This is a genomic window from Shewanella sp. NKUCC05_KAH (assembly GCF_019345585.1).
GTDB lineage: Bacteria > Pseudomonadota > Gammaproteobacteria > Enterobacterales > Shewanellaceae > Shewanella > Shewanella oncorhynchi.
In genome coordinates, this window is sequence record NZ_JAHKQZ010000030.1 from 1 (window position 1) to 20,684 (window position 20,684).

General features: G+C 45.5%; 23 protein-coding genes. 9 read left to right on the forward strand and 14 right to left on the reverse strand.

Annotated elements, in window-relative coordinates:
* The first annotated feature begins 199 nt into the window (after window positions 1-199).
* Window positions 200-613 (forward strand): hypothetical protein, encoded by a 414-nt coding sequence (locus tag KO533_RS20770; protein ID WP_198573772.1) that lies wholly within the window; start codon window positions 200-202, stop codon window positions 611-613.
* A gap of 81 nt (window positions 614-694) precedes the next feature.
* Window positions 695-1,090: a hypothetical protein gene (locus KO533_RS20775; RefSeq protein ID WP_168825513.1), complete on the forward strand. Its 396-nt coding sequence runs from the start codon at window positions 695-697 to the stop codon at window positions 1,088-1,090.
* A 188-nt stretch (window positions 1,091-1,278) separates the two neighbouring features.
* On the opposite strand, the gene KO533_RS20780 is transcribed toward KO533_RS20775, so the two are convergent.
* Entirely contained in the window at window positions 1,279-3,219 is a 1,941-nt protein-coding gene (locus tag KO533_RS20780; RefSeq protein ID WP_219255961.1) for a GGDEF domain-containing protein, read from the reverse strand.
* 224 nt (window positions 3,220-3,443) lie between these two features.
* Between KO533_RS20780 and KO533_RS20785 the strand changes: the two genes are divergently transcribed.
* Window positions 3,444-4,202, forward strand: coding sequence for a phosphatase PAP2 family protein (locus tag KO533_RS20785; RefSeq protein WP_173248693.1), 759 nt, complete (start codon window positions 3,444-3,446; stop codon window positions 4,200-4,202).
* A 55-nt stretch (window positions 4,203-4,257) separates the two neighbouring features.
* Here KO533_RS20785 and KO533_RS20790 read toward each other — a convergent pair whose 3' ends face one another.
* Entirely contained in the window at window positions 4,258-4,806 is a 549-nt protein-coding gene (locus KO533_RS20790) for a DUF2799 domain-containing protein (protein WP_113939984.1), read from the reverse strand.
* 200 nt (window positions 4,807-5,006) lie between these two features.
* Here KO533_RS20790 and KO533_RS20795 point away from each other — a divergent pair, with 200 nt between their 5' ends.
* Window positions 5,007-5,300: a hypothetical protein gene (locus KO533_RS20795; protein ID WP_251073509.1), complete on the forward strand. Its 294-nt coding sequence runs from the start codon at window positions 5,007-5,009 to the stop codon at window positions 5,298-5,300.
* A gap of 335 nt (window positions 5,301-5,635) precedes the next feature.
* The gene (locus tag KO533_RS20800; RefSeq protein WP_028759534.1) at window positions 5,636-6,496 is read left to right on the forward strand and encodes a PA4780 family RIO1-like protein kinase; all 861 of its coding nucleotides are present in this window, start codon (window positions 5,636-5,638) and stop codon (window positions 6,494-6,496) included.
* A 716-nt stretch (window positions 6,497-7,212) separates the two neighbouring features.
* Here KO533_RS20800 and KO533_RS20805 read toward each other — a convergent pair.
* Window positions 7,213-7,446, reverse strand: a complete 234-nt coding sequence (locus tag KO533_RS20805) for a transposase (protein WP_219255965.1) — start codon at window positions 7,444-7,446, stop codon at window positions 7,213-7,215.
* Between the two features lie 672 nt (window positions 7,447-8,118).
* On the opposite strand from KO533_RS20805, the gene KO533_RS20810 reads away from it, so the two are divergent.
* The gene (locus KO533_RS20810; RefSeq protein WP_168825788.1) at window positions 8,119-8,808 is read left to right on the forward strand and encodes an OmpA family protein; all 690 of its coding nucleotides are present in this window, start codon (window positions 8,119-8,121) and stop codon (window positions 8,806-8,808) included.
* Window positions 8,809-9,073: 265 nt separating this feature from the next.
* Complete coding sequence (locus tag KO533_RS20815; protein ID WP_219255967.1) at window positions 9,074-9,910, forward strand: molybdate ABC transporter substrate-binding protein; 837 nt, start codon at window positions 9,074-9,076, stop codon at window positions 9,908-9,910.
* Between the two features lie 79 nt (window positions 9,911-9,989).
* On the opposite strand, the gene mgtE is transcribed toward KO533_RS20815, so the two are convergent.
* The 11 genes from mgtE to KO533_RS20870 form a co-directional block, all read right to left on the reverse strand.
* Entirely contained in the window at window positions 9,990-11,354 is a 1,365-nt protein-coding gene (mgtE, locus tag KO533_RS20820) for a magnesium transporter (protein ID WP_219235357.1), read from the reverse strand.
* A 244-nt stretch (window positions 11,355-11,598) separates the two neighbouring features.
* Window positions 11,599-11,874 carry an HPr family phosphocarrier protein gene (locus tag KO533_RS20825; protein ID WP_006083073.1) on the reverse strand — a complete coding sequence of 92 codons (276 nt, stop codon included), beginning with the start codon at window positions 11,872-11,874 and terminating at the stop codon, window positions 11,599-11,601.
* Window positions 11,861-12,715: an RNase adapter RapZ gene (gene rapZ, locus KO533_RS20830; protein ID WP_105251390.1), complete on the reverse strand. Its 855-nt coding sequence runs from the start codon at window positions 12,713-12,715 to the stop codon at window positions 11,861-11,863. Before rapZ ends, KO533_RS20825 begins: the two co-directional genes overlap by 14 nt.
* Window positions 12,712-13,155: a PTS IIA-like nitrogen regulatory protein PtsN gene (ptsN, locus tag KO533_RS20835; RefSeq protein ID WP_006083071.1), complete on the reverse strand. Its 444-nt coding sequence runs from the start codon at window positions 13,153-13,155 to the stop codon at window positions 12,712-12,714. The genes rapZ and ptsN overlap by 4 nt, the downstream gene beginning before the upstream one ends.
* Window positions 13,156-13,157: 2 nt before the next feature.
* Window positions 13,158-13,445: a ribosome hibernation promoting factor gene (gene hpf / locus KO533_RS20840; RefSeq protein WP_028759468.1), complete on the reverse strand. Its 288-nt coding sequence runs from the start codon at window positions 13,443-13,445 to the stop codon at window positions 13,158-13,160.
* A 28-nt stretch (window positions 13,446-13,473) separates the two neighbouring features.
* Entirely contained in the window at window positions 13,474-14,952 is a 1,479-nt protein-coding gene (locus tag KO533_RS20845) for an RNA polymerase factor sigma-54 (protein WP_105251391.1), read from the reverse strand.
* A 107-nt stretch (window positions 14,953-15,059) separates the two neighbouring features.
* Window positions 15,060-15,791, reverse strand: a complete 732-nt coding sequence (gene lptB / locus KO533_RS20850) for an LPS export ABC transporter ATP-binding protein (protein WP_105251392.1) — start codon at window positions 15,789-15,791, stop codon at window positions 15,060-15,062.
* On the reverse strand, window positions 15,788-16,342 hold the full coding sequence (gene lptA / locus KO533_RS20855) for a lipopolysaccharide transport periplasmic protein LptA (protein WP_105251393.1): 555 nt from the start codon (window positions 16,340-16,342) through the stop codon (window positions 15,788-15,790). Before lptA ends, lptB begins: the two co-directional genes overlap by 4 nt.
* Window positions 16,329-16,889: an LPS export ABC transporter periplasmic protein LptC gene (lptC, locus tag KO533_RS20860; protein WP_105251394.1), complete on the reverse strand. Its 561-nt coding sequence runs from the start codon at window positions 16,887-16,889 to the stop codon at window positions 16,329-16,331. The genes lptA and lptC overlap by 14 nt, the downstream gene beginning before the upstream one ends.
* On the reverse strand, window positions 16,886-17,437 hold the full coding sequence (gene kdsC / locus KO533_RS20865) for a 3-deoxy-manno-octulosonate-8-phosphatase KdsC (protein ID WP_028759542.1): 552 nt from the start codon (window positions 17,435-17,437) through the stop codon (window positions 16,886-16,888). Before kdsC ends, lptC begins: the two co-directional genes overlap by 4 nt.
* Window positions 17,437-18,414, reverse strand: coding sequence for a KpsF/GutQ family sugar-phosphate isomerase (locus KO533_RS20870; RefSeq protein WP_168825500.1), 978 nt, complete (start codon window positions 18,412-18,414; stop codon window positions 17,437-17,439). The genes kdsC and KO533_RS20870 overlap by 1 nt, the downstream gene beginning before the upstream one ends.
* Window positions 18,415-19,057: 643 nt before the next feature.
* On the opposite strand from KO533_RS20870, the gene mlaF reads away from it, so the two are divergent.
* Window positions 19,058-19,876, forward strand: coding sequence for a phospholipid ABC transporter ATP-binding protein MlaF (gene mlaF, locus KO533_RS20875; protein WP_063882287.1), 819 nt, complete (start codon window positions 19,058-19,060; stop codon window positions 19,874-19,876).
* Window positions 19,873-20,658: a lipid asymmetry maintenance ABC transporter permease subunit MlaE gene (gene mlaE / locus KO533_RS20880; RefSeq protein ID WP_105251396.1), complete on the forward strand. Its 786-nt coding sequence runs from the start codon at window positions 19,873-19,875 to the stop codon at window positions 20,656-20,658. The genes mlaF and mlaE overlap by 4 nt, the downstream gene beginning before the upstream one ends.
* Window positions 20,659-20,684 lie beyond the last annotated feature (26 nt).

The following is a 20,684-nucleotide window of genomic DNA, read 5'->3' on the forward strand; positions in this document are numbered from 1 at the left end:
TGATACTCCTAGGTTTGCGACCGAAGCAGGTCGCGTCTAGCAAGTATTTAGGATGAGGGGCAAAAGGATGGCTTTATCTTGTTCCTGCCGCAAAGCGGCTTCGTTCAACAATCGCAGGCACAGCGACGGCCTTTTCGTTGCAGATCCGCCTTCACTACAAAGCCGCGCGTGCTGTGGGCGTTAACTTTATGGAAGAACTATGCACCCTCAAGCACCGCTTAAATTTTGCTATCAGGCCCTTACAAAAAAGGCGGCAAGCTATTATCGCTGGTGGGTTATCGGCACTATGTTACTTGTTCTTGCTGCATTCGTTGGTGTTACAGCTTTTGAAATGGCTGAGTGGTTATTATTTTTTACCTTTGTCCTTGCAGGGATGGTAATGACTATCACAACGCTAAGGCTTTTCTTAGTGAAACTATTTGAAGAGAATGCTGATGCGATTAATCTGTTCTCTAGTTATTTTCCGTCTCTGCTAGGCACCCGTAGATTGGAGTTAGCTTGTAAGATAACAAATTCAGTTTATTACGGAGTGTTTTATCTTTGTTGTTATTTCTTGTTGGCAGCTATTTTTTTGTTCCCGCTGTCTTTAGTTGTAGAGTATGCAAAAAGTTAACAAGGCAAGTCAGCATCGCACCTTCGGTGCTGGACTCGCTAACGCTCGCCGCTTGCGGCGTTATGTTCTCAGGGAGAGGTTGTGAATTTGGAGCACTTTTTACGAGCCGTGTTTATTGCTATAGCAATATGTTTTGTTCCAATTATGCTGTTTTACTGGAGTAATGAATCTGACTTAATAACAATGGATTTTAAATACTTCTATGGATCAATACGTTTTGTTTTAGTGTTCTATTTTATATTCTCAATTATTGGATGGATGTTAATTGGCTTTCCTGTGCATTGGGTGGCAGTAAAGTTCTTTAATCAGAATAAATGGTGTTATTTTTTAGGGATTCTAGCTTTCGGTATTCTGATTTCACTACCTTCTATGAAAATTGAATTGTTTTTGTTTTATGCAGGTATTTCGGGATTACAAGCAATCTTATTTTTGTGGTGGTTAGCAAGAGAACATAATAAGTTGCTTAAACGGACGTAAAACAGTTGGCTTGCGTTTGTAAGGTGATAACCCATAGAAATTTTAATCCGAACTCCACGAATTAGAGTAAAAAAACTAGCTCACTTTTGTACAAATGTGAGTTATAACATTCTGTGGAAATGACTATTCACGTAGCATTATTCAGTCGGTTTTAATTCGCGAAATAAAAAAGAGCATTAAGGATGAACTTAATGCTCTTTTTTATGGATAAATGCCTGCTCAAACTGTATTGCGGTAATGGGTTTACCGTAGAGATAGCCTTGGCCTAAGTCGCATTCCTCATGACGAATAAAGGCATCTTGTTCTAGGGTTTCTACGCCTTCGGCGATCACTTCCAAGTCCAGTTTCTTACCAATGGCAATAATTGCCTTTGTTAACTCTCTATTTTGTTCGTTTTCTTCGAGTTTACTAATAAAGCAGCGATCGATTTTTAAGGTGTCGAAAGAGTATTTTTGTAGATAACTTAAGGATGAGTAGCCTGTGCCAAAATCATCTAGGGAGATGCGGATACCGAGTTCTTGTAGTTTTTGGATGGCATTGTGGGCAATGTGTTCATCCTGCATCAGCATGCCTTCGGTAATTTCAAGTTCTAGGGCGGTGGGGGGCAATTGATAGAGGGTGAGTAAGTCGGCTATGTGTTCGCTAAAGCGGGGATTGCGCATTTGCAAAGGGGAAATATTGATGGCGATTTTAAACTCTTGGCCTACCTCGCGACACCATTTTGCCGCCTGAGACAGCGCGGTATGCAATACAAAATTGCCAATATCGATAATCTGGCCATTACGTTCAGCTAAGGCGATGAATCTGTCTGGGGCGACATTGCCAAGGATGGGATTATGCCAGCGCAGCAGGGCTTCGGCACCAATCACTTGCTGCGTCTTTAAGTTAATAAAGGGTTGGTAATGCAGACTTAATTCGTTCTTGTTCAGCGCATCGACCAAGTGGGATTCCAGTTGATAGCGTAGGTTTAAAGCGGCTTGCGTATCTTGATTAAAGAAGCTGTGAGTTGAGCCATCAGCCTTGCTGATCGTCATGGCCGCTCCGGCTTTTTGCAGCAGGATGGCGGCATCGATACCATCCATAGGCGCTTGTGCTATGCCCATGCTCGAGGGAATCGTGATTACAAAATCAGCCACACCAAAGGGCGTGTTACAGCAGTTAAGCACTTTATTGATGAGTTTATTGGTTTCGTTATTCGAAGGTTTGTGGGCTTGAATAATCACAAATTCGGCGCCGGCGATGCGGGCGATAAAGGTGTTTTCATCGGTATAGTGCTGTAAACGTTGGCTGAGAATAGTGAGAATTTTATCGCCAATCAGGTAACCATAACTGTCGTTGATGGATTTGAAATTGCGGAGCCCAAGATAGAGTACTGAAATCTTTTCTTTGCGATTAACTTCTTCGAGCATGATCGACAGACTATTAATCAAATTGATGCGGTTGGGTAATCCCGTGAGCGGATCGTAGCTTTTATGGTATTCCAGTGAGGTTTCGGTGGAGGTGCGGTTTTCGATTTCTTTGATGAGCTTGCCGCTAAGTTCGGCGAGTTCATGGGTGCGCTGTTGTACTTTTTGCTCTAGCTGCTGATTGTGCAGTTGTAGCTTAGCCTGTTGATAAAGGGTGACTAGGTTAGCTTCGATACCATTTTGAAACCGAGCGAGTAAGCTGCGAAAAGATTGGGGGTAATTATGCTCTTGGCTATCGAGCATGCAGATAGTGCCAAAGGCACTGCTATCTGGCCAACGTAAAGGTAAACCACAGTATGCGATCATGCCGAGTTTAATGTCAGGATTTTTGTCCCAGTTTTTATCCTTTAGGGCGTTAGGAATGTGGAGTTCCTTACCTTCTTTGATCACTGTTTCGCAGTAAAGCCCGTGGCCTAAACTGTCTTTATCATGTTTTTTATAGGGATTACCTTGGGTGCGGCTCGAGGTAAAGACCTCAATATCGGTTTGATGGACACGCATGATCAAAGCGGCGGGGGTGTCGACTAATTCAGAGAGCAAATCTAAGGTTTGTTGCCAGTTATCAACCATTTCTTGGGGAACAACGATTTTGTCTGTGTCGATCGCAATGTCGGCAAATAAACGATCTTTTTGAGACTGGTTAATGGCGAGGTTGTATGGCATGAATGCTCAGTCCTAGAGGCGCGATACTATTCATAAACTATAGTCTTTTTACTCATGATGTGAGTCTTTTCGGTAAATTTAGTTACTGCAAAATCTCGGTTCTATCTTAAATGCTGCGCTGTTAGATCTCTTAAGTGTTAGGTAAGAATTCAACGGTACTCTAACACTAAATGTTCTGATTTTTGGATTTATTAGTGAATAACTATCTGAAAGATAAAGTTATGATGACATTTATGGATTTTGCTAAGGGGCATTTAATTACGCCGCTTTTAGTGTTTGCAGTGATCATAGTGGGGCTTGAATGGACTCACGCTGATATGAAAGTCGCGACTTTGTTATTTCATTGGCAAGGGGGTATCGACTCTTGGCCATTGAGAGGATATTGGTTGACCGAAGATTTACTGCATGTCACTGGGCGTAACTTTGTCATCTTGCTGGCGGTGAGTGTCGTAGTCGGCATTGCCTTTAGTTTTCGAAGTGACAGGGTAAAACCGTACCGTAAGGGCCTGATTTACCTATTTAGTAGCGTATTGGCGAGTGTGTTGCTGGTCCGAATAGGCAAGAGCGTTACTCACATGACCTGCCCGTGGGATGTGATTGAGTTTGGCGGCCAGATGATACATTCATCCTTGTTTTCTCGTTTACCTAAAAGTGCTGAGTTTGGTCAATGTTTCCCGGGTGGCCATGCCAGCGGCGGGTTTGCTTGGGTTGCCTTGTATTACGTGCTGCATGAGTATCGCCCGCATTTAGCTAAGTTTGGATTAATCTTTGGTTTGAGTTTAGGCCTAGTATTTGGCATTGGCCAAGAGTTACGCGGCGCCCACTTCTTGAGTCATGATTTATGGAGTTTAGCCATAGCATGGACGTCCGCTAGCCTACTTTACTATGTGTTTTTTCTGCGCTCGCCTGCGTTTAGAAAGTCTAAATTGGTCGCTTTGGGTCAAATGTTCAAGGTTACAAGTAGTGGAATACCGCAAAAATAACGAGCTGCGAAGCTAACGCCCTGAGTCCTTATTGGGTTCAGTATTTTTTTATGGCTTAAAATCTAAATTCGAAGCGCATATCAGGTCTGCGTAGGCGAGATCTTTCATCTAACAGTTGGTTTTTTTCGTTGAGTAGGCTGTTTTTCTGTTTCAATAAGTCAGCCTTGTCGGTGAGATTATTGATCTTGCCATCAAGACTGCTTATTTCTCTCTCTATGGTATTTAAGCGATCGGCAATCTCAGTTAAACGTTTGTTGGTCAGGTATTGTTGATGGCCTTGGTTATAGCGCTCAACAAACTGGTTATTACTGCAAACCCCATAATAACTTTCTCCCGCTAAGCCTACGCGGTAGCCATTTTCTGGCACGCAGTAACTTGCTAACCCTTGCTGGTATCCTTGTTTCCATTGCGCTGTATCGACACTGAGATTAAATTCACGACAATCTTTTTGATATTGATTTAATTGCCCAGAACTTGTCCCACGGTTGCCATCGGCAAGCCCAAGGGCAAACCAATCACTATTGGCGCATTCTTCAATCGATAAGCTGCTGCATTGAGTCAGGGATAGGACTGAAAGTGCGAGGAAAATGCTGGGATAGTGCATGGATAAGTTCTCTATATGTTGTGGCGTTTAGGATAAAGGCTCTTATGGGGGAGATCTAGCTATATATACCGCCATTTATACGGTCATAGATGCGTTTTGTTGGGCAGAATCCATCACAGTTTAGCGGATGAATGCATGATAAGCAGCTGATATTGTGTTAGTTTGTGGTTAACACTTTAATGTCTGCTTTGGTGCTCGCTATGATTTCACTTATTTCATCTGCGTATTCAGCTTCATTACCGGCAGTTAAGTCGTCTCATCAATCCCTTGATACCGCCGAGCCAAGCGGACTTAAATCCTTTAGCTATGGTGTATTAGGACTGGCGGCTCCTAAAGCTGAGGTCAGTTTTGATGGCACTGCAAGGAGTAAAATATCTGAGCCTAGTGCGGATGATGTAGATGACGTTAAGAGTTCAAACGACACTTATTACAGTGCAGGCCAAATATTGAAAGCGGCGGCGACCGTGGGCAGTGTGATTGCCTTGTTTGTTTGAGTTAAGTTCCTACAACAATTTAGCTATGGGTATTATTTCAACTGGCTTGGATTGGCATATTCGCCGTGGAATATGGCTTGTCGTTTTGAGTCTGGTTTTATTGGGGTGAGCATAAAAGAATATTCTTTTAGTTAAAGCGGTATTTTCAGTCTCTTTCTTTGCCAAAGTGCTGAGTAAATCTGGTATTGTGTTTAACACGCAAGTGCATTAGTTTTTACTTAAAATTCGTTTAACAATCCTAAACTATATTCATCAAACTTCCGCTGGAGACCGCTTTTGTATGAAGATTTGCCCGCAGTATTCCATATCATGCCTAAGTAAGGTATAAGGGCGCTATGAAAACTCCGAAACGAATCCAACCCCTGGTTGATGAAGGACTGGTCGATGAGGTCATTAGCCAGTTAATGAGCGGTAAAGAAGCGACTGTGTACGTTGTACGCAGTGGTGATGATATCCGCTGTGCCAAAGTCTATAAAGAAGCGGACAAGCGCAGTTTTAAGCAAGCTGTGTTATATCAAGAAGGCCGAAAAGTCCGTAACAGTCGTCGCGCGCGCGCGATGGAAAAAGGGTCTAAATTTGGCCGCGATCAGCAGGAAGAAGCTTGGCAAAATGCTGAAGTTGAAGCACTTTACCGTTTAGCGAATGCGGGTGTACGTGTGCCAACGCCTTACGGTTGTTTCGATGGCGTGTTGCTGATGGAGTTAGTGACGGATGCCGAGGGCAATGTCGCGCCGAGATTAAACGATGTTAGTATGTCGGCAGAAAAAGCCTTGAAGGATCATGCGTTGGTGATGACCTATGTCAAACGTATGCTCTGTGCTGGGTTAGTGCACGGTGACTTGTCTGAGTTTAACGTGTTAGTTGACAGTGAAGGGCCAGTGATTATCGATTTGCCTCAGGCCGTCGATGCCGCTGCAAATAACCATGCTAAATGGATGTTAGCGCGTGATGTGAATAACATGACTCAATACTATGGTTTGTATGCTCCTGAGCTGTTAAAAACACAATACGCCAAAGAAATTTGGGCCCTTTTTGAAGCCGGTGAATTGAAGCCTGAAACACCATTAACGGGTGAGTTTACCGAAGTGCTGGTCGAAGCCGATGTTAGTGCGGTCTTGGAAGAAATCCAAGCAGCCTTTGAAGAGGCACAAGAGCGTAAGCAGCGGATCCAAGAGGCAAACGAAGAAGACTATTAATCGTCTGTCGTTGTTTTTCACCCATAAAAAAGACGCTCAAAGTAGCGTCTTTTTTATGCTAAAAATTAAGTGAATTATTATTTTTGTTATTGATTTTATTATTGTTATTTAATTTTTGGCGTTAGCCAATCCTTGGCTTAATCCCCGATGGAAGCTGGGGCCATCCTTGTTGCTACAAACAAGCTAGCAATCATCGAACAGTGTGATAAAAGGACAAGAGTTGAGAGAGAAATATGTTCATGACTTGGGGGAGCACAATTCACATATTTAATCTTTGGGGAAGACAACTCCCTCAATCCTTGCCGAAACCTTGGTCACTCTTCAGTCAATCTATGTAATACCAATCACGGCCTTCCTTGGCGCACTACACTCATTGCAGTGCTGGATCATCATTGATCCTGTGAATAAAATGACAAGGCCAGAGAGAGAAATATGTTCATGACTTGGGGGAGCACAATTCACATATTTGATCTTGGGGGAGATAACTCCCTCCCTAGTCTTGCCGAAACTTTTGCATTGTCCCTATCCGTTTATTGCTGTTAATACTATTTCCCAATCTTCGCTGGGTTCATCAATTTGGACGACAAGGCCGGACTAAAAAGGGCGCTGTTATTATTGTTGTTAGCACATCTTTTACATCGTTAGCGTTATCAGCAGGGCGATATGCAATCTCGTCCGGCCTTGTCTATTCGGGCACGTTTAGCTTGTTGTACAGGCTAACCTATCGTGCGTAGTTCATGATTGAGCTGTTTAATTTTTTTCTGTAGCTGGGCAATCTCACTCATTAATGCGCATTCTCTTTGCTGGGGTTGCAGATCGCTTTCTCGCACCCATTGGTAGACTGCCTTGGCAGATAAACCGTATTGACGTGCAACATCCGACAGTAAGCGACCTTGTACTTTAACCTCGGTGATAACATGTAGCTTGAGACTATTTTCTGCGATTCCCATGAGCGTTCCCTCTTTTACTGCCTTCGAACCAAAATATGACCGTTTGCGTTGCCTTTTATTGATGATAGTGACGCTGTTCTAAATCCCACTGGCTCAGACCTAGATGGCGCAGACAAATCCATTCGTGGCGACATAGTGCGATAAAGTTCATGATCTTTTTCATACTTCCTCCTTCATGACCCTAAATACTCGAGCCCATTTTCTGTCTCGATAGGTCCATTTAATTTGGATTAATCCTGTTGAAGTCGACTCTAGTTTTCGGCGATGTTTACCGCGTCTGACTGTCTACTCACTTAGTAGTATGTAAAATTCGTGCCAATATTCTAATTTTTATTTTAACCTTTTAAATCATTGGATTGCGCCTTCGATTAAAGCGGCGTTATTTTTTAGTGCTGCCAATAAAGGTGCAAGGTGCACTATTTCGGTGCCATAGACTTGATATTAAATTGGCTGGTACAAGCCATGATTTAAACCCGAAATCTGTATCTTTGCTGACTAAAATCTGGATTAGCATAATTGAAGATGGATAAAGGATTGTCTCCAGCGCAATTGCTTATATACTGCCTGCTTTGTGGCAATCCCTAGGTCATTCGTATTACCTAATGGACGTGATATTTCTTGCCCTTTTGAGCGGTATTCACAGTCATCAATCATATAAAGAGGTTATAAATGATGAAGTGTTTTCAGGCAGTGCAATCTAAACCATCCCTGTTAGCCATAGTGGTATTGACGACCGCGCTAGTTGCATCGGGTTGTACAACAATCAATCCCTATTCAAACGAAGAACAAACCGCTAAAGCGACTAGTGGCGCATTGATTGGTGCCGTCGCGGGTGCCGCAATTGGAGTGGTATCTTCGAGCAAGAGCGACCGCGGTAAAGGTGCTTTAATTGGTGCCGCATCGGGCGCTGCAGTCGGTGGTGGTATTGGTTATTACATGGATGTGCAAGAGACCAAATTACGCCAACAATTAGCCTCAACGGGCGTGAGTGTGACCCGTAACGGCGATAACATCATTTTGAATATGCCTAATGAAGTGACCTTTGGCGTAGATCAAACCGAGTTAAGCGACGGTGCTAAACGTGTGCTGAACTCAGTGGCGGTTGTGGCCAAGGAATACAGCAAAACGCAGCTTAACGTATTAGGTTATACCGACAGCAGTGGTTCAGACTCTTACAATTTACGTCTGTCACAGGTCCGTGCTAGCGAAGTGGGTAATTACTTGATGAGTAAAGGCGTTGCCTCTGCCCGTGTAAAATCAAAAGGTATGGGTGAAGCGAGTCCTATTGCATCAAATGCCAATGCAAATGGCCGAGCACAAAACCGCCGCGTTGAGATCGTACTAATACCAACGGGTAAATAGTCTGGTCTAAGCACAAAGTTCTCGCTGAAAAAGTCGCCAGGGGCGACTTTTTTGTTTTCAGTGGTGGGCTAATTGAGTGATTAGCTTGCCGTGCTTCAATTAGACAATTTGTCCTTTATGAAGCGCACCTTGAGTGACCTGCACCACAAACATATCACTGCTAATTACCTTGGGATGACTTCAGCTTGATCCCTTTATCGATTTCACGTTCTGTATGGGAATAAGTCACAAGAATGACTTTTAGTGCCTAAAGGAGAATATGACTATGATAAGCAAAAATGTGTTAGTAGCCTTGAGTTTAAGTCCTGTCATCATGGTGACCGCTGTACAAGGAGTGCCGATGAAAGCCGAACTGACCACAGGAGTCGCGCCGATAGAACTGCGCGCCGCAGGCAGTTTAAAGGCTGCGATGAGTGATATTATTGCTGCTTATCAAGCACAGTCGCAAATGAGTGTTGTAGCGCAATATGCACCCTCAGGTTTATTGTTAAAACGCATTCAAGAGGGCGAGAAAGTCGATATCTTTGCCTCGGCGAATATGAAACATCCACAGGCATTAGTGGATTCGGGTCAGGGCGAAGCGGTGCAAATGTTTGCCCGTAATCAACTCTGCGCCATTGCTCAAGACACAGTTCAGGTGATGAGTGCGACGTTACTCGATACCTTGTTAGATCCTAAGGTTAAAGTCGGTACCTCAACCCCGAAAGCCGACCCAGCGGGTGATTATGCCTGGGCCGTTTTTGCTAAGGCCGAAGCGGTAAAACCCAATGCGAAAGCCGCGTTAGAGACCAAGGCATTACAACTGACGGGCGGCCCTGAGAGCGTTAAACCGCCTAAAGATCGCAACCCCTATGGCTGGGTGATGGAAAACAAGCAAGCGGATATCTTTTTAACCTATTGCACTAATGCTGTGCTGGCTAAAAAAGAGGTGCCGAGTTTACAAATCATCTACTTACCGCAGGAGCTCGCCGTGGGTGCCGACTATGGTTTACTGGTTTTACAAGGCGCTAATACTGCCGCTACGCCGTTAGCTGAGTTTATTCTATCGACAAAAGGCCAAGCGATTCTGAGCAGTTATGGTTTTCAACCTCCGGCAAAATAGCCTTCTTTAGTTTTCCAGCGGGATAAAAAACGGCACCTTTGAGGTGCCGTTTTTGTTATTAGCTCAAACTGTTAAAGCGTTAGTTCATCAGGTAGAGCGTCGCTAACCCGAGGAAGGCGAACAGGCCAACCACGTCAGTGACTGTGGTGAGCACCATACCGCCAGCGAGAGCAGGATCGATTTTAAGTCGTTTTAAAATCAATGGAATACTCGCACCTGCAAGCCCAGCTACTGTCATATTGATCAGCATAGCGCTACCAATTAAGCCCGCCAGTGCCATATCATCCTTCCATAGCCACACGGCGACAAAGACTAAAATCGACCACATCAAACCATTGAGAAAACCAATCGATAGCTCTTTACCGATAAGCCAGCGAGCGTTGCTTTGGCCGATATGGCCTAAAGCAATACCGCGGATCACGAGCGCTAAGGTCTGATTACCGGCAACACCGCCCATGCTAGGGACAATCGTCATTAGGATGGCGATAGTGGCAAATTGCTCAATAGTGCCTTCAAACATATTGCTGACCGACGAGGCAAGCAGGGCGGCGAATAAGTTTATAGTGAGCCAGAGCGAGCGACGTAGGGTACTTTTTAGCACAGGACCAAAAGTATCTTCATCTCCGTCCATCCCCGCCATACCCATCATGGAATGTTCAGCATCTTCGCGGATAACATCGACTACGTCATCGATTGTGATACGTCCGAGCAGCTTACCATCACAGTCGACGACAGGTGCCGATACCCAGTCATTGCGTTCGAATTTCTGCGCGACTTCGCTGTCGGACATGCTCACCGGAATACTTTGAATATTGGGATCCATGATATTGCGAATTGTGGTGCTTGGCGCGCAAGTCAGCAGATCTGCCAGCCTAACCCCGCCAAGGACTTTGTCCTGTTTGTCGACCACATATAAGGTATCTGTGGTGTCGGGTAGGTTGCCCCTTTGCCGAAGATAGCGCAGCACCACATCGATATTCACATCGGGTCTTAAGGTGACTGTATCTGTATTCATCAAGCTGCCGGCGGTCTCATCTGGATAAGATAGGGCTTGTTCTACCCTCAGGCGATTTTGCTCCGTCATCGACTGCAACACTTGTTTGTAAACGGCGTCGGGAAGACTTCGCAGAATATAGGCGAGATCGTCGGTGTCCATGCTTGCTGTCGCTTTCGCGACTCGCTCAGGGCTCATGCTGCGGATCAGTGGGTCTTTGAGTTCTTCACTCAACTCATCGAGTATGTCGCCTATTTGTTCCTGATCGATGAGCTGCCACAGTACTTGTCTGGCATTTGGCGGTGATGATTCTAAGATCAGCGCGATATCTGAGGCGGCCATTTTTTGCAGCATATTACGCACGTGTACAAACATGCCGCTGCTAAGCGCTTGGTTTAACTGGTCAAGACTATGTCCGGTGTGATCGTTTTCTGCATTATCTACGGGCATTTGTCCTCCATTGTGCGGCAAATTGGTTTGAGATCTTGGTGTTAGGCTAGGATTTAGCGGTGACTAAGCGTCAGTCGATGACACAGATTAAGGCGGCTAAGGTAAGGCCAGCGCAATGACCGCTAGTGTAATCGCCAGTAGCTTGTATCGTCGAGCGACAAATGTTTTGCCATGTCTGAATGACAAGTTTTTTAAACTAGACATGAAGTGAAACTAACGATGAAGTGCTTAGTGTGAAGTGAAACTAACAGGCTTCGTCAAACTTAGCGTCGATTAAGGCACAAATGGCATCGAGAGCCGGCTCTGCATCTGGGCCTTCGGCGATCAGCTTAATGGTTTTACCCATACCAGTTTCAAGCATCAGCAAGCCAAGCACACTGGCGGCCGATGCTTGTTTATCGCCTTGGATTAAGGTGATGGTCGCATCAAACTCGGAAGCCAGTACCACCAACTTAGTGGCGGCACGGGCATGTAAACCGAGCTTATTACAGATAGTTATCTGACGTTCAAGCTTTGGCATTGTTGAGCTCTCGATGACGGGCATACACTTTATGTTTACCGTTACTAAAGCGTTTGGCCAATTGCTCTGCGACGTAAACCGATCTGTGCTGTCCACCTGTGCAGCCAATGGCCACAGTTAAATAACTGCGATTGTTACGCTCAAGGTGCGGCAGCCAAGTCTCCAGTAAATTTTCGATTTGCCAGATGAACTTATTGACCAGTGGTTGGCGATTTAAGAACTCAGCTACGGGTTCATCTAAACCAGTCAATGGCCGCAGCGCCAGCTCCCAGTGGGGATTAGGTAGAAAGCGTACATCGAACATAAAGTCGGCTTCGGTGGGCATTCCGTGCTTAAAGCCAAAGGACTCGAAGTTGATCACGAGTTCTTTATCGACACTACCAAGGAGAATTTGTCGGACTTGGTCGCTTAAATCATAGATATTCAAATTCGACGTATCTATGTAGTGATCGACCAGTTTTGACATAGGCTCGAGCAGTTTCCCCTCCAGCTTTATCGCTTCTTGCAAAGAGACTCGGCTCTTCGACAAAGGATGCAAACGGCGGGTTTCGCTGTAACGCTTGAGCAGAATTTTATCGCTGGAGTTAAGGAAGAAGCTCGTTAACTCAGTATCTGGAGGTAGGCTAGCGAGTTGTTTTACTAAGACCTTATCCTGCTCAGGCATGTTACGCACGTCGACACTGATGGCGACGAGATCGTTACTGCCTTTGAGTTGCTCAAGCAAACTGCCAATCAATGGCAAGGGAAGGTTATCGACACAATAATAGCCGAGATCTTCGAGTACCCTAAGGGCGACAGATTTGCCTGAGCCTGAGCGGCCCGACACTATGACCAGTTTCATCCAGTGATTACCTGATAGAGTTCCGTTTCATCATGCGTCTTGCGTAATTGCTTTAATATTTGCTTGTCGCTCAGCTTTTCGGCCATGCAAGACAAGGTACTTAAGTGCTGCTGACATTGGTCTGCAGGCACCAGTAGTGCAAATAAAATATCAACAGGTTGCTTATCGATAGCATCAAATGCTATCGGCTCTTCACACTTAATGAGTATGGCAATGGGCTGATCTATATCGGCTAGTCGACCATGTGGAATGGCGATGCCGTTACCTATACCTGTGCTCCCCATCTTTTCGCGCGCCACTAGGCTTTCGAATATCTCTTGAGATGAGAGGGTCGGGTACTGGGCAGCGACTAAGTCGCTGATGAGTTCCAGTACCTTTTTCTTGCTGCCCGGAGTGGCGCAGGTAGTGCACTCCGGCCGCAGTATGGTACAAAGTTCCATTATTAGTGTTTTGTTAACTTCTCTTTGTGTTTAATAACCTGACGGTCAAGCTTGTCAATCAGGGCGTCTATAGCGGCATACATGTCAGCATGCTCTGAAGTAGCAAAAACTTCACCACCTATGAGGTTTATTCTCGCTTCGGCAATCTGTTGCATTTTCTCAACATTGAGCACAACGTGCACATTATTGATCTGTTCGAAATGGCGTTCAAGTTTTGAAAACTTTTCTTCTACATATGCACGTAACGATTCGGTAATTTCGATATGGTGCCCACTTAGGTTTATTTGCATAGAAACGTCCTCCGATATCCACTGTAGGTTATAAACTTTTACGCTGATTAGAAGGTGGAATAAGCATAGCCTCTCGGTACTTCGCAATGGTTCTGCGGGCTACGTTGATCCCTTGTTCTGCCAGAAGTTGAGCCATCTTACTATCGCTTAATGGTTTTTTCTGGTTTTCCGCTGCCACCAGTTTCTTTATAAAGGCTCTGATTGCTGTGGATGAGCACTCACCACCATCGTCAGTCCCGACGTGGCTAGAGAAGAAGTATTTTAGTTCAAAAAGTCCCTTAGGGGTATGCATGTATTTTTGAGTTGTGACCCGTGAGATGGTGGACTCATGCATTTCTACCGCTTCAGCAATATCGTTAAGCACCATAGGCTTCATGGCTTCTTCACCATACTCAAAGAAACCTTGCTGATATTGCACTATGCAATTAGCAACTTTAAGCAAAGTGTCGTTACGGCTTTCTAGACTCTTAATAAACCATTTAGCCTCTTGCAGATGGCCGCGAATAAATTGGCTATCGGCTTGGTTTTTTGTGCTGCGTGCCATAGAAGCATAATGTTGATTTACATTGATTTTGGGCATGCAGTCAGGATTAAGCTCAACGACCCAGCGGCCATTTTTCTTCGACACAGACACATCTGGGATAACGTATTCGTCATTATTGGGCGTGATCAACAAACCTGGGCGAGGATTGAGGGTTTGGATGAGTGCTATACCATCCCTTAATTCATCTTCTTTTAATTTAGTCTTACGCATCAACAACCTAAAATCACGGGCGGCGATCAGATCTAAATGATCTTTGATCAGCATACGGGCGTTTTCTAGGTTGGGAGTATCAGCGGCGAAATGCGACAGTTGGATCAGCAGGCATTCACTTAAATCGCGGGCGGCAACGCCTATGGGATCAAAATGCTGAATGCGCTTGAGTACGGCTTCGACTTCGTCAAGCTCAACTTCAGGATTGCCCATGGCTTCGAGAATTTCTTCAGTGCTTTGGGTGAGATAGCCCTGATCGTCGATTGCATCAATAATGGCGGTGGCAATGGCTAAATCGGTTTCAGAAAACGGCGTGAGGTTTTTTTGCCATTCTAAGTGTTCGTACAAACCTTCACTGGTCTCGCCTTGGAAGGGCATATCGTCTTCACGACTGCCGCCGGGGCCTGAGTTTGGGGAGGCGGTAAACACTTCATCCCATGTGGTGTCCATGGGGAGCTCATCGGGCATGGATTCTTTGGTTAGCGACTCTGCCGTGTCTATGGTGGAGCTGTCTTTTTCTGGTGGCAGAGTGCTAGATTCACTGAAATCCGTATCGGATAGCGTTTGGTTTACAGGGGTTTTAGTGGCGTCGAATTGATCCTCTTCCAGCTCGAGAAGGGGATTAGAATCTAATGCTTGCTGGATCTCTTGCTGCAGTTCTAATGACGACAGTTGCAACAGACGTATAGCCTGTTGTAGTTGTGGCGTCATGGTTAACTGTTGACCCAGTTTGAGCTGGAGTGACGCTTTCATGTTACCGCTGATCCCTACGTTATTATTGTTGGATGAGGTCGCTTATTATTATCTTGAGTGAAGCCCAATGGCGGTATAAATTGCCTCCATTGGCTTCGCTCGATTAACTATAGCCTGAATTGTTCACCTAAGTACACAGCCCTAACTTGCTGATTGTCTAAGATCTCTGCTGGAGTTCCTTCGGCAATCAGGTTTCCGTGACTCACAATATAAGCATGTTCACATACATCTAATGTCTCGCGGACATTATGGTCTGTGATCAGTACGCCAAGGCCGCGACTTTTGAGTTGTTCGATAATCTTCTTGATGTCGATAACCGAAATAGGATCGACGCCTGCAAACGGTTCATCGAGCAAAATGAACTTAGGATTAGCGGCTAAAGCTCGCGCAATTTCGACGCGACGACGTTCGCCACCCGACAATGACATGCCTTGGCTGTCACGGATGTGGGTGATATGAAACTCTTCGAGCAGATGTTCTAGTTCTTCTTCTCGTTCTTCGTTTTTAAGTTCTTTACGAGTTTGCAGTACGGCCATGATGTTGTCATGAACAGTTAGCTTACGAAAGATACTGGCTTCCTGCGGTAAGTAACCTATGCCTTTGCGGGCACGCAGATGCATAGGATCTGCGGTTAAATCATCATCGTCGATAAAGATATGTCCCTTATCGCTCTTCACTAGCCCGACAACCATGTAAAAGGTCGTGGTTTTACCTGCACCGTTTGGACCGAGTAGGCCAACGACTTGACCGGTTTTTACCGTCAGACTGACGTCTTTAACCACTTGGCGACTCTTGTAACTTTTCGCCAGATTTTGTGCTCTTAAGGTGATTTGGGTCATTTAGAGTCCTGCTTTTTTACAGGTTTATCCGCTGGAGCATCTGATTTGGCATCATCTTGATAGTTTTCTGGCTGAATAATAGTGATCACGCGATCGTCACCACTGCCAGTACTCTCGGCCATCAATTTCTGTTGAATCATGTTATAGCGGATTAAATTGCCTGTAACTTGGCTACCCGCTTGATCTAATGACGCCATACCTTTCAGAGTTAAGGTGCGGCTTGCCATATCGTAACGAATTTCTTTCGCGCTAGCCGATGCAGGACGGCCATCGTCTAATATCTGGCTATACGTAGCAGGGTTGCCTGTGGCGACCAAAGTTTTGCTATTTTCACCTTCAGCGGAAAATGCACGCAGTTCATTTGCTTGGATTTTTATTGAGCCTTGGGTAACTTCAACTGGACCAAAGAAGATGATCTGGTTGTTTTTGATATCCGCAGTTTGGCTCACAGCTTTAATTTTGACTTCTTGCTTTAAGTCGCCCACTTTCGCGAAAGCACTCATGCTCATAATTAGCATTAGGCTGGCAAGTAATACGTTATTTTGCTTCATATGTTCCTACTACCTGACTGGTCAATTGCACTTCTTGCGCGTTGAGGTCGGCATAAAGGCCTTGGCCTTGAATATTAAAATCTTTCCCTGTGACGTAAATGGTACGGTCAGAGGTCATTATCATAGTGTTGAGATCGAGTTCCAGATAACTGGTGGACAAGGTCTGAATCGGTTCTTCTGGGCTAATGGCATCGATAATAACATTATTTTCTAATACAACCTTGCCAGTTTCCTTGTTTAGCTTGCCCTGATCTGCCCTGAGTTGCCATTGTGCTTTACCTTGGTCTGGATAAACAAGATAAACAGGTTGAGTAAAGAAAGTTTGATTCGTTGAATCATAATGTTCCATGTGTTTCGCCGTCACACGGCTATTCACTAGTCCTTGCTCATTGAACTCAACACTGCGCAGATCTTCAACGATGAAATCTGGGGTATTTTGATCTTTTACTCTGTTATCGGAATCACCGCTGTGTTTGTTCTGGACCTGCCAGTAAAGCGCTAGTGCGGTTCCAAAAAAAGCGATAATCGCGAGTGTCACACGACTCATATACTCATTCCATGGGCCGAAGTGAATTTATTTTGACTTAGGAGTAACAGATCTGTGAGTTCACGCAGTGCACCGTGGCCACCATTGAGCGTAGTCACAAAATGGGCGTGTTGGCGTACATAGGGGTGGCCGTCAGCAACACTGACCGCTAAACCGACGACATTCATCACGGGGAGATCGACAATATCATCACCGATATAAGCCACTTCTTCTGGGGTGACACCATAAAGTGCGAGCAATGCTTCATAGGGCTCGAACTTATTGTCTACGCCTTGGTAAATATGGGTAACACCAAGGGCTGTCATACGGTTTTCAACGATTTTGGATTGACGTCCTGTGATCACGGCGAGGTTGAAACCGCTGGTGAGGAGTGAGCGCACGCCATAACCGTCACGGGTATGGAAGGCTTTGAGCTCTTCGCCGCTATTGCTCAAGTAAATACGGCCGTCGGAAAACACCCCATCGACGTCACAGATTAACAGTTTAATCTTTTGCGCGCGTTGCCACACATCATCACTGATTGGGCCGTAAAATCCTTGCTGTGGCATTAAATGACTCCTGCTTTAACCATGTCTAGCATGTTAAGAGCGCCGATAGGATGGCGGTCTTTATCAATAACAATTAATCCGTTGATGTTTTTTGAGTCCATCACTTGCAGCGCTTGGGCGGCCAATACATTATCCGTGATCGTGACGCAGTTACGGGTCATCACATCGGCAATGGGCGTCGTGCGTAAATTCACTTCTGCATCAATAACGCGGCGTAAATCACCATCGGTGAAGATACCAACAAGCTTGCGCTGATCATCGATAATCGCCGTCATGCCTAAGCCTTTCTTGGAGATTTCGTACAGAGCCTCTGTGATGCAAATATCGTGATTGACGAGCGGTAAGTCATCACCGCTATGCATGACATCGCAGACTTTTAACAGCAACTTACGTCCTAATGCACCGCCAGGATGGGACATAGCAAAATCATCACGGGTAAAGCCTTTAGCTTGCAGCAGCGCAATGGCGATGGCATCGCCCATCACTAAGGTTGCTGTGGTACTTGAGGTTGGGGCAAGTCCAAGTGGGCAAGCCTCTTCTGGGACTTCAATACATAAATGCACTTTAGATAATCGCGCCATATTCGATTCGGGTTTACCCGTTACCGCAATAACAGGCACGCCCATACGTTGGATGACCGGCATTAAGGTGAGGATTTCGCTCGACTCACCGGAATTTGAAATCGCTAAAATCACATCGTTATCGGCTAATACACCCAGATCGCCGTGGCTGGCTTCACCCGGATGCACAAAAAATGCGGGCGTTCCTGTGCTGGCGAGGGTGGCAGAAATCTTATTGCCGATATGGCCCGATTTGCCCATTCCCATGACAATCACTTTGCCTGTGCAGTTGAGGATCAACTCGCAAGCTTCTGCAAATTCAGCCGAATCAACATATTGATAAAGATTGTCTAGGGCTGACTTTTCAATGTCGATAACTTTACAACCCCATTGGCGCAGTTGTGATTTGTCTACCATGTCTATCTCTCTTTTTGCATTGTCTTTGTCGCCCCATTGATGGGATTGGAATAGCACAATTTGGTACGCGATAAAGATGATATGTAATAGGCTTTCTGCCAAGTATTAGTTTGTTTTCAGACAATTTAGCTTATGTCTTGCTGTGGTTAATTACCGAAAACAGCAAAACAATTGCGGCAGGCTAGAGCGATTGATCCGACTCGTCAAGTTCAGCTGCGTTAGCTATTCACGCACAATAACGTGTTTAGCGGCAGAAGGTCTTGAGCAATATCATCGTCTTTGTCGTTTATTTCAATGGATTTATTCCATATCGCAGCGGGTATTACCCTATGGGATGCCTCTATTGCGCAATTGCGTATCGACTCTCCCCGATAAAAGTGGGCAAAGAGTGAGCTAAGTGCGAACGAATTAGCCAATACTGCCAATTCTGCAACCAGGTTGAAAACATTAAGTAACATTTTACCTGTGCAGAGTGAAAACTTAGGGCGCATTTTCGCTGTAAATGAGGCAAATTGAAAGTATCGCAGGGCGATAGTGTCGATTCGGTTGTAGGTTAAAGCGCAATTACGTACAATTTGCGGCTCTTCGATTGGTCAGTCTCGGAAGACTAGGATCACCTCATTTGCAAATGTCGGAATCAAGCATGACTCAAGAACAAACGCCGTTGGTTGAGATCCGTAATTTGGGGTTTAGCCGCGGTCAGCGTGTGATATATGAAGATATTAGCCTGTCCATTCCAAGGGGCAAGGTGACGGCGATCATGGGGCCGAGCGGCATAGGCAAAACGACCCTGTTGAAATTGATTGGCGGCCAATTAACGCCTGACCATGGACAAGTGTTATTCGACGGTCACGATATCCATGGCGTGAGTCGCAATGAATTATTTAGTCTGCGTAAGCGGATGAGCATGCTGTTTCAAAGTGGCGCGCTGTTTACCGACATTAATGTGTTCGATAACGTGGCGTTTGCACTGCGTGAACATTCTGGACTGCCTGAAGACATTATTCGCACTATCGTGCTGATGAAGCTTGAAGCCGTAGGTTTACGTGGTGCCGCTCAGATGATGCCAAGCGAGTTGTCCGGTGGTATGCAACGCCGCGCCGCATTGGCTAGAGCCATAGCGCTTGAACCTGAAATGGTGATGTACGATGAGCCTTTTGCAGGGCAAGACCCAATATCGATGGGTGTGTTAGTAAAGCTTATTCGTGAGTTATCCGATGCGCTGAATCTGACTTCAATTGTAGTGTCCCACGATGTGGATGAAGTGCTTGGCATTGCCGATTATGTATATGTGGTGGCTGACAAAAAAGTCATCGCCCACGGTACCCCTGAAGAATTAAAGTACGCTGATAATCCGCAGCTGAAACAGTTTATTCAAGGTGCTCCGGACGGCCCTGTGCCGTTCCATTATCCGGCAAATGATTACCAGCAAGAATTAATGGCAAAAGGAGTTGGCAAGTGAAGTTAATCGACAGTATTGCCGACTTAGGCCGCAGCGCGATTGAGTTAGTGCTCGGCTTTGGCCGTGCAGGCCTTATGCTGTGGGGCGCGATTTTTCGCTGGCCACGCGTGCGTAAAGGTTTTCCATTATTAGTGCGCCAGATTTATGTGGTCGGTGTGCAATCTATGGTGATTATTTTAGTCTCAGGACTCTTTATCGGCATGGTGCTCGCACTGCAAGGCTACAACATCTTAGTTGGTTTTGGCACCGAAGAAAGCTTAGGTCCTATGGTGGCGCTCAGTTTACTGCGTGAGTTAGGGCCAGTTGTTACCGCGTTATTGTTTGCGGGACGGGCGGGTTCAGCATTAACCGCTGAAATTGGTTTAATGAAAAGTACTGAGCAGCTTTCCAGTTTAGAAATGATGGCGATTGACCCATTAAGGCAGATTATTGCACCGCGCTTTTGGGCTGGAGTGATCAGTATGCCATTGCTGGCGTTGATGTTTACCGCTGTAGGTATTTATGGCGGGCACCTTGTTGGCGTGGAATGGAAAGGGATCGACAGTGGTGCGTTTTGGTCGATTCTGCAGGCGTCTGTCGAATGGCGTCAGGACATAGTTAACTGCTTGATCAAAAGTGGTGTGTTTGCCGTAGTGGTCACTTGGATTGCGTTATATCGCGGTTATCAAGTGATCCCAAATCCGGAAGGCATCAGCCGTGCAACGACCCAGACTGTCGTTCAGTCGAGCCTCGCTGTATTGGCATTGGATTTTTTACTGACAGCCCTGATGTTTGGCCGCTAACGGAACACTGCGGATTTCGACACAGG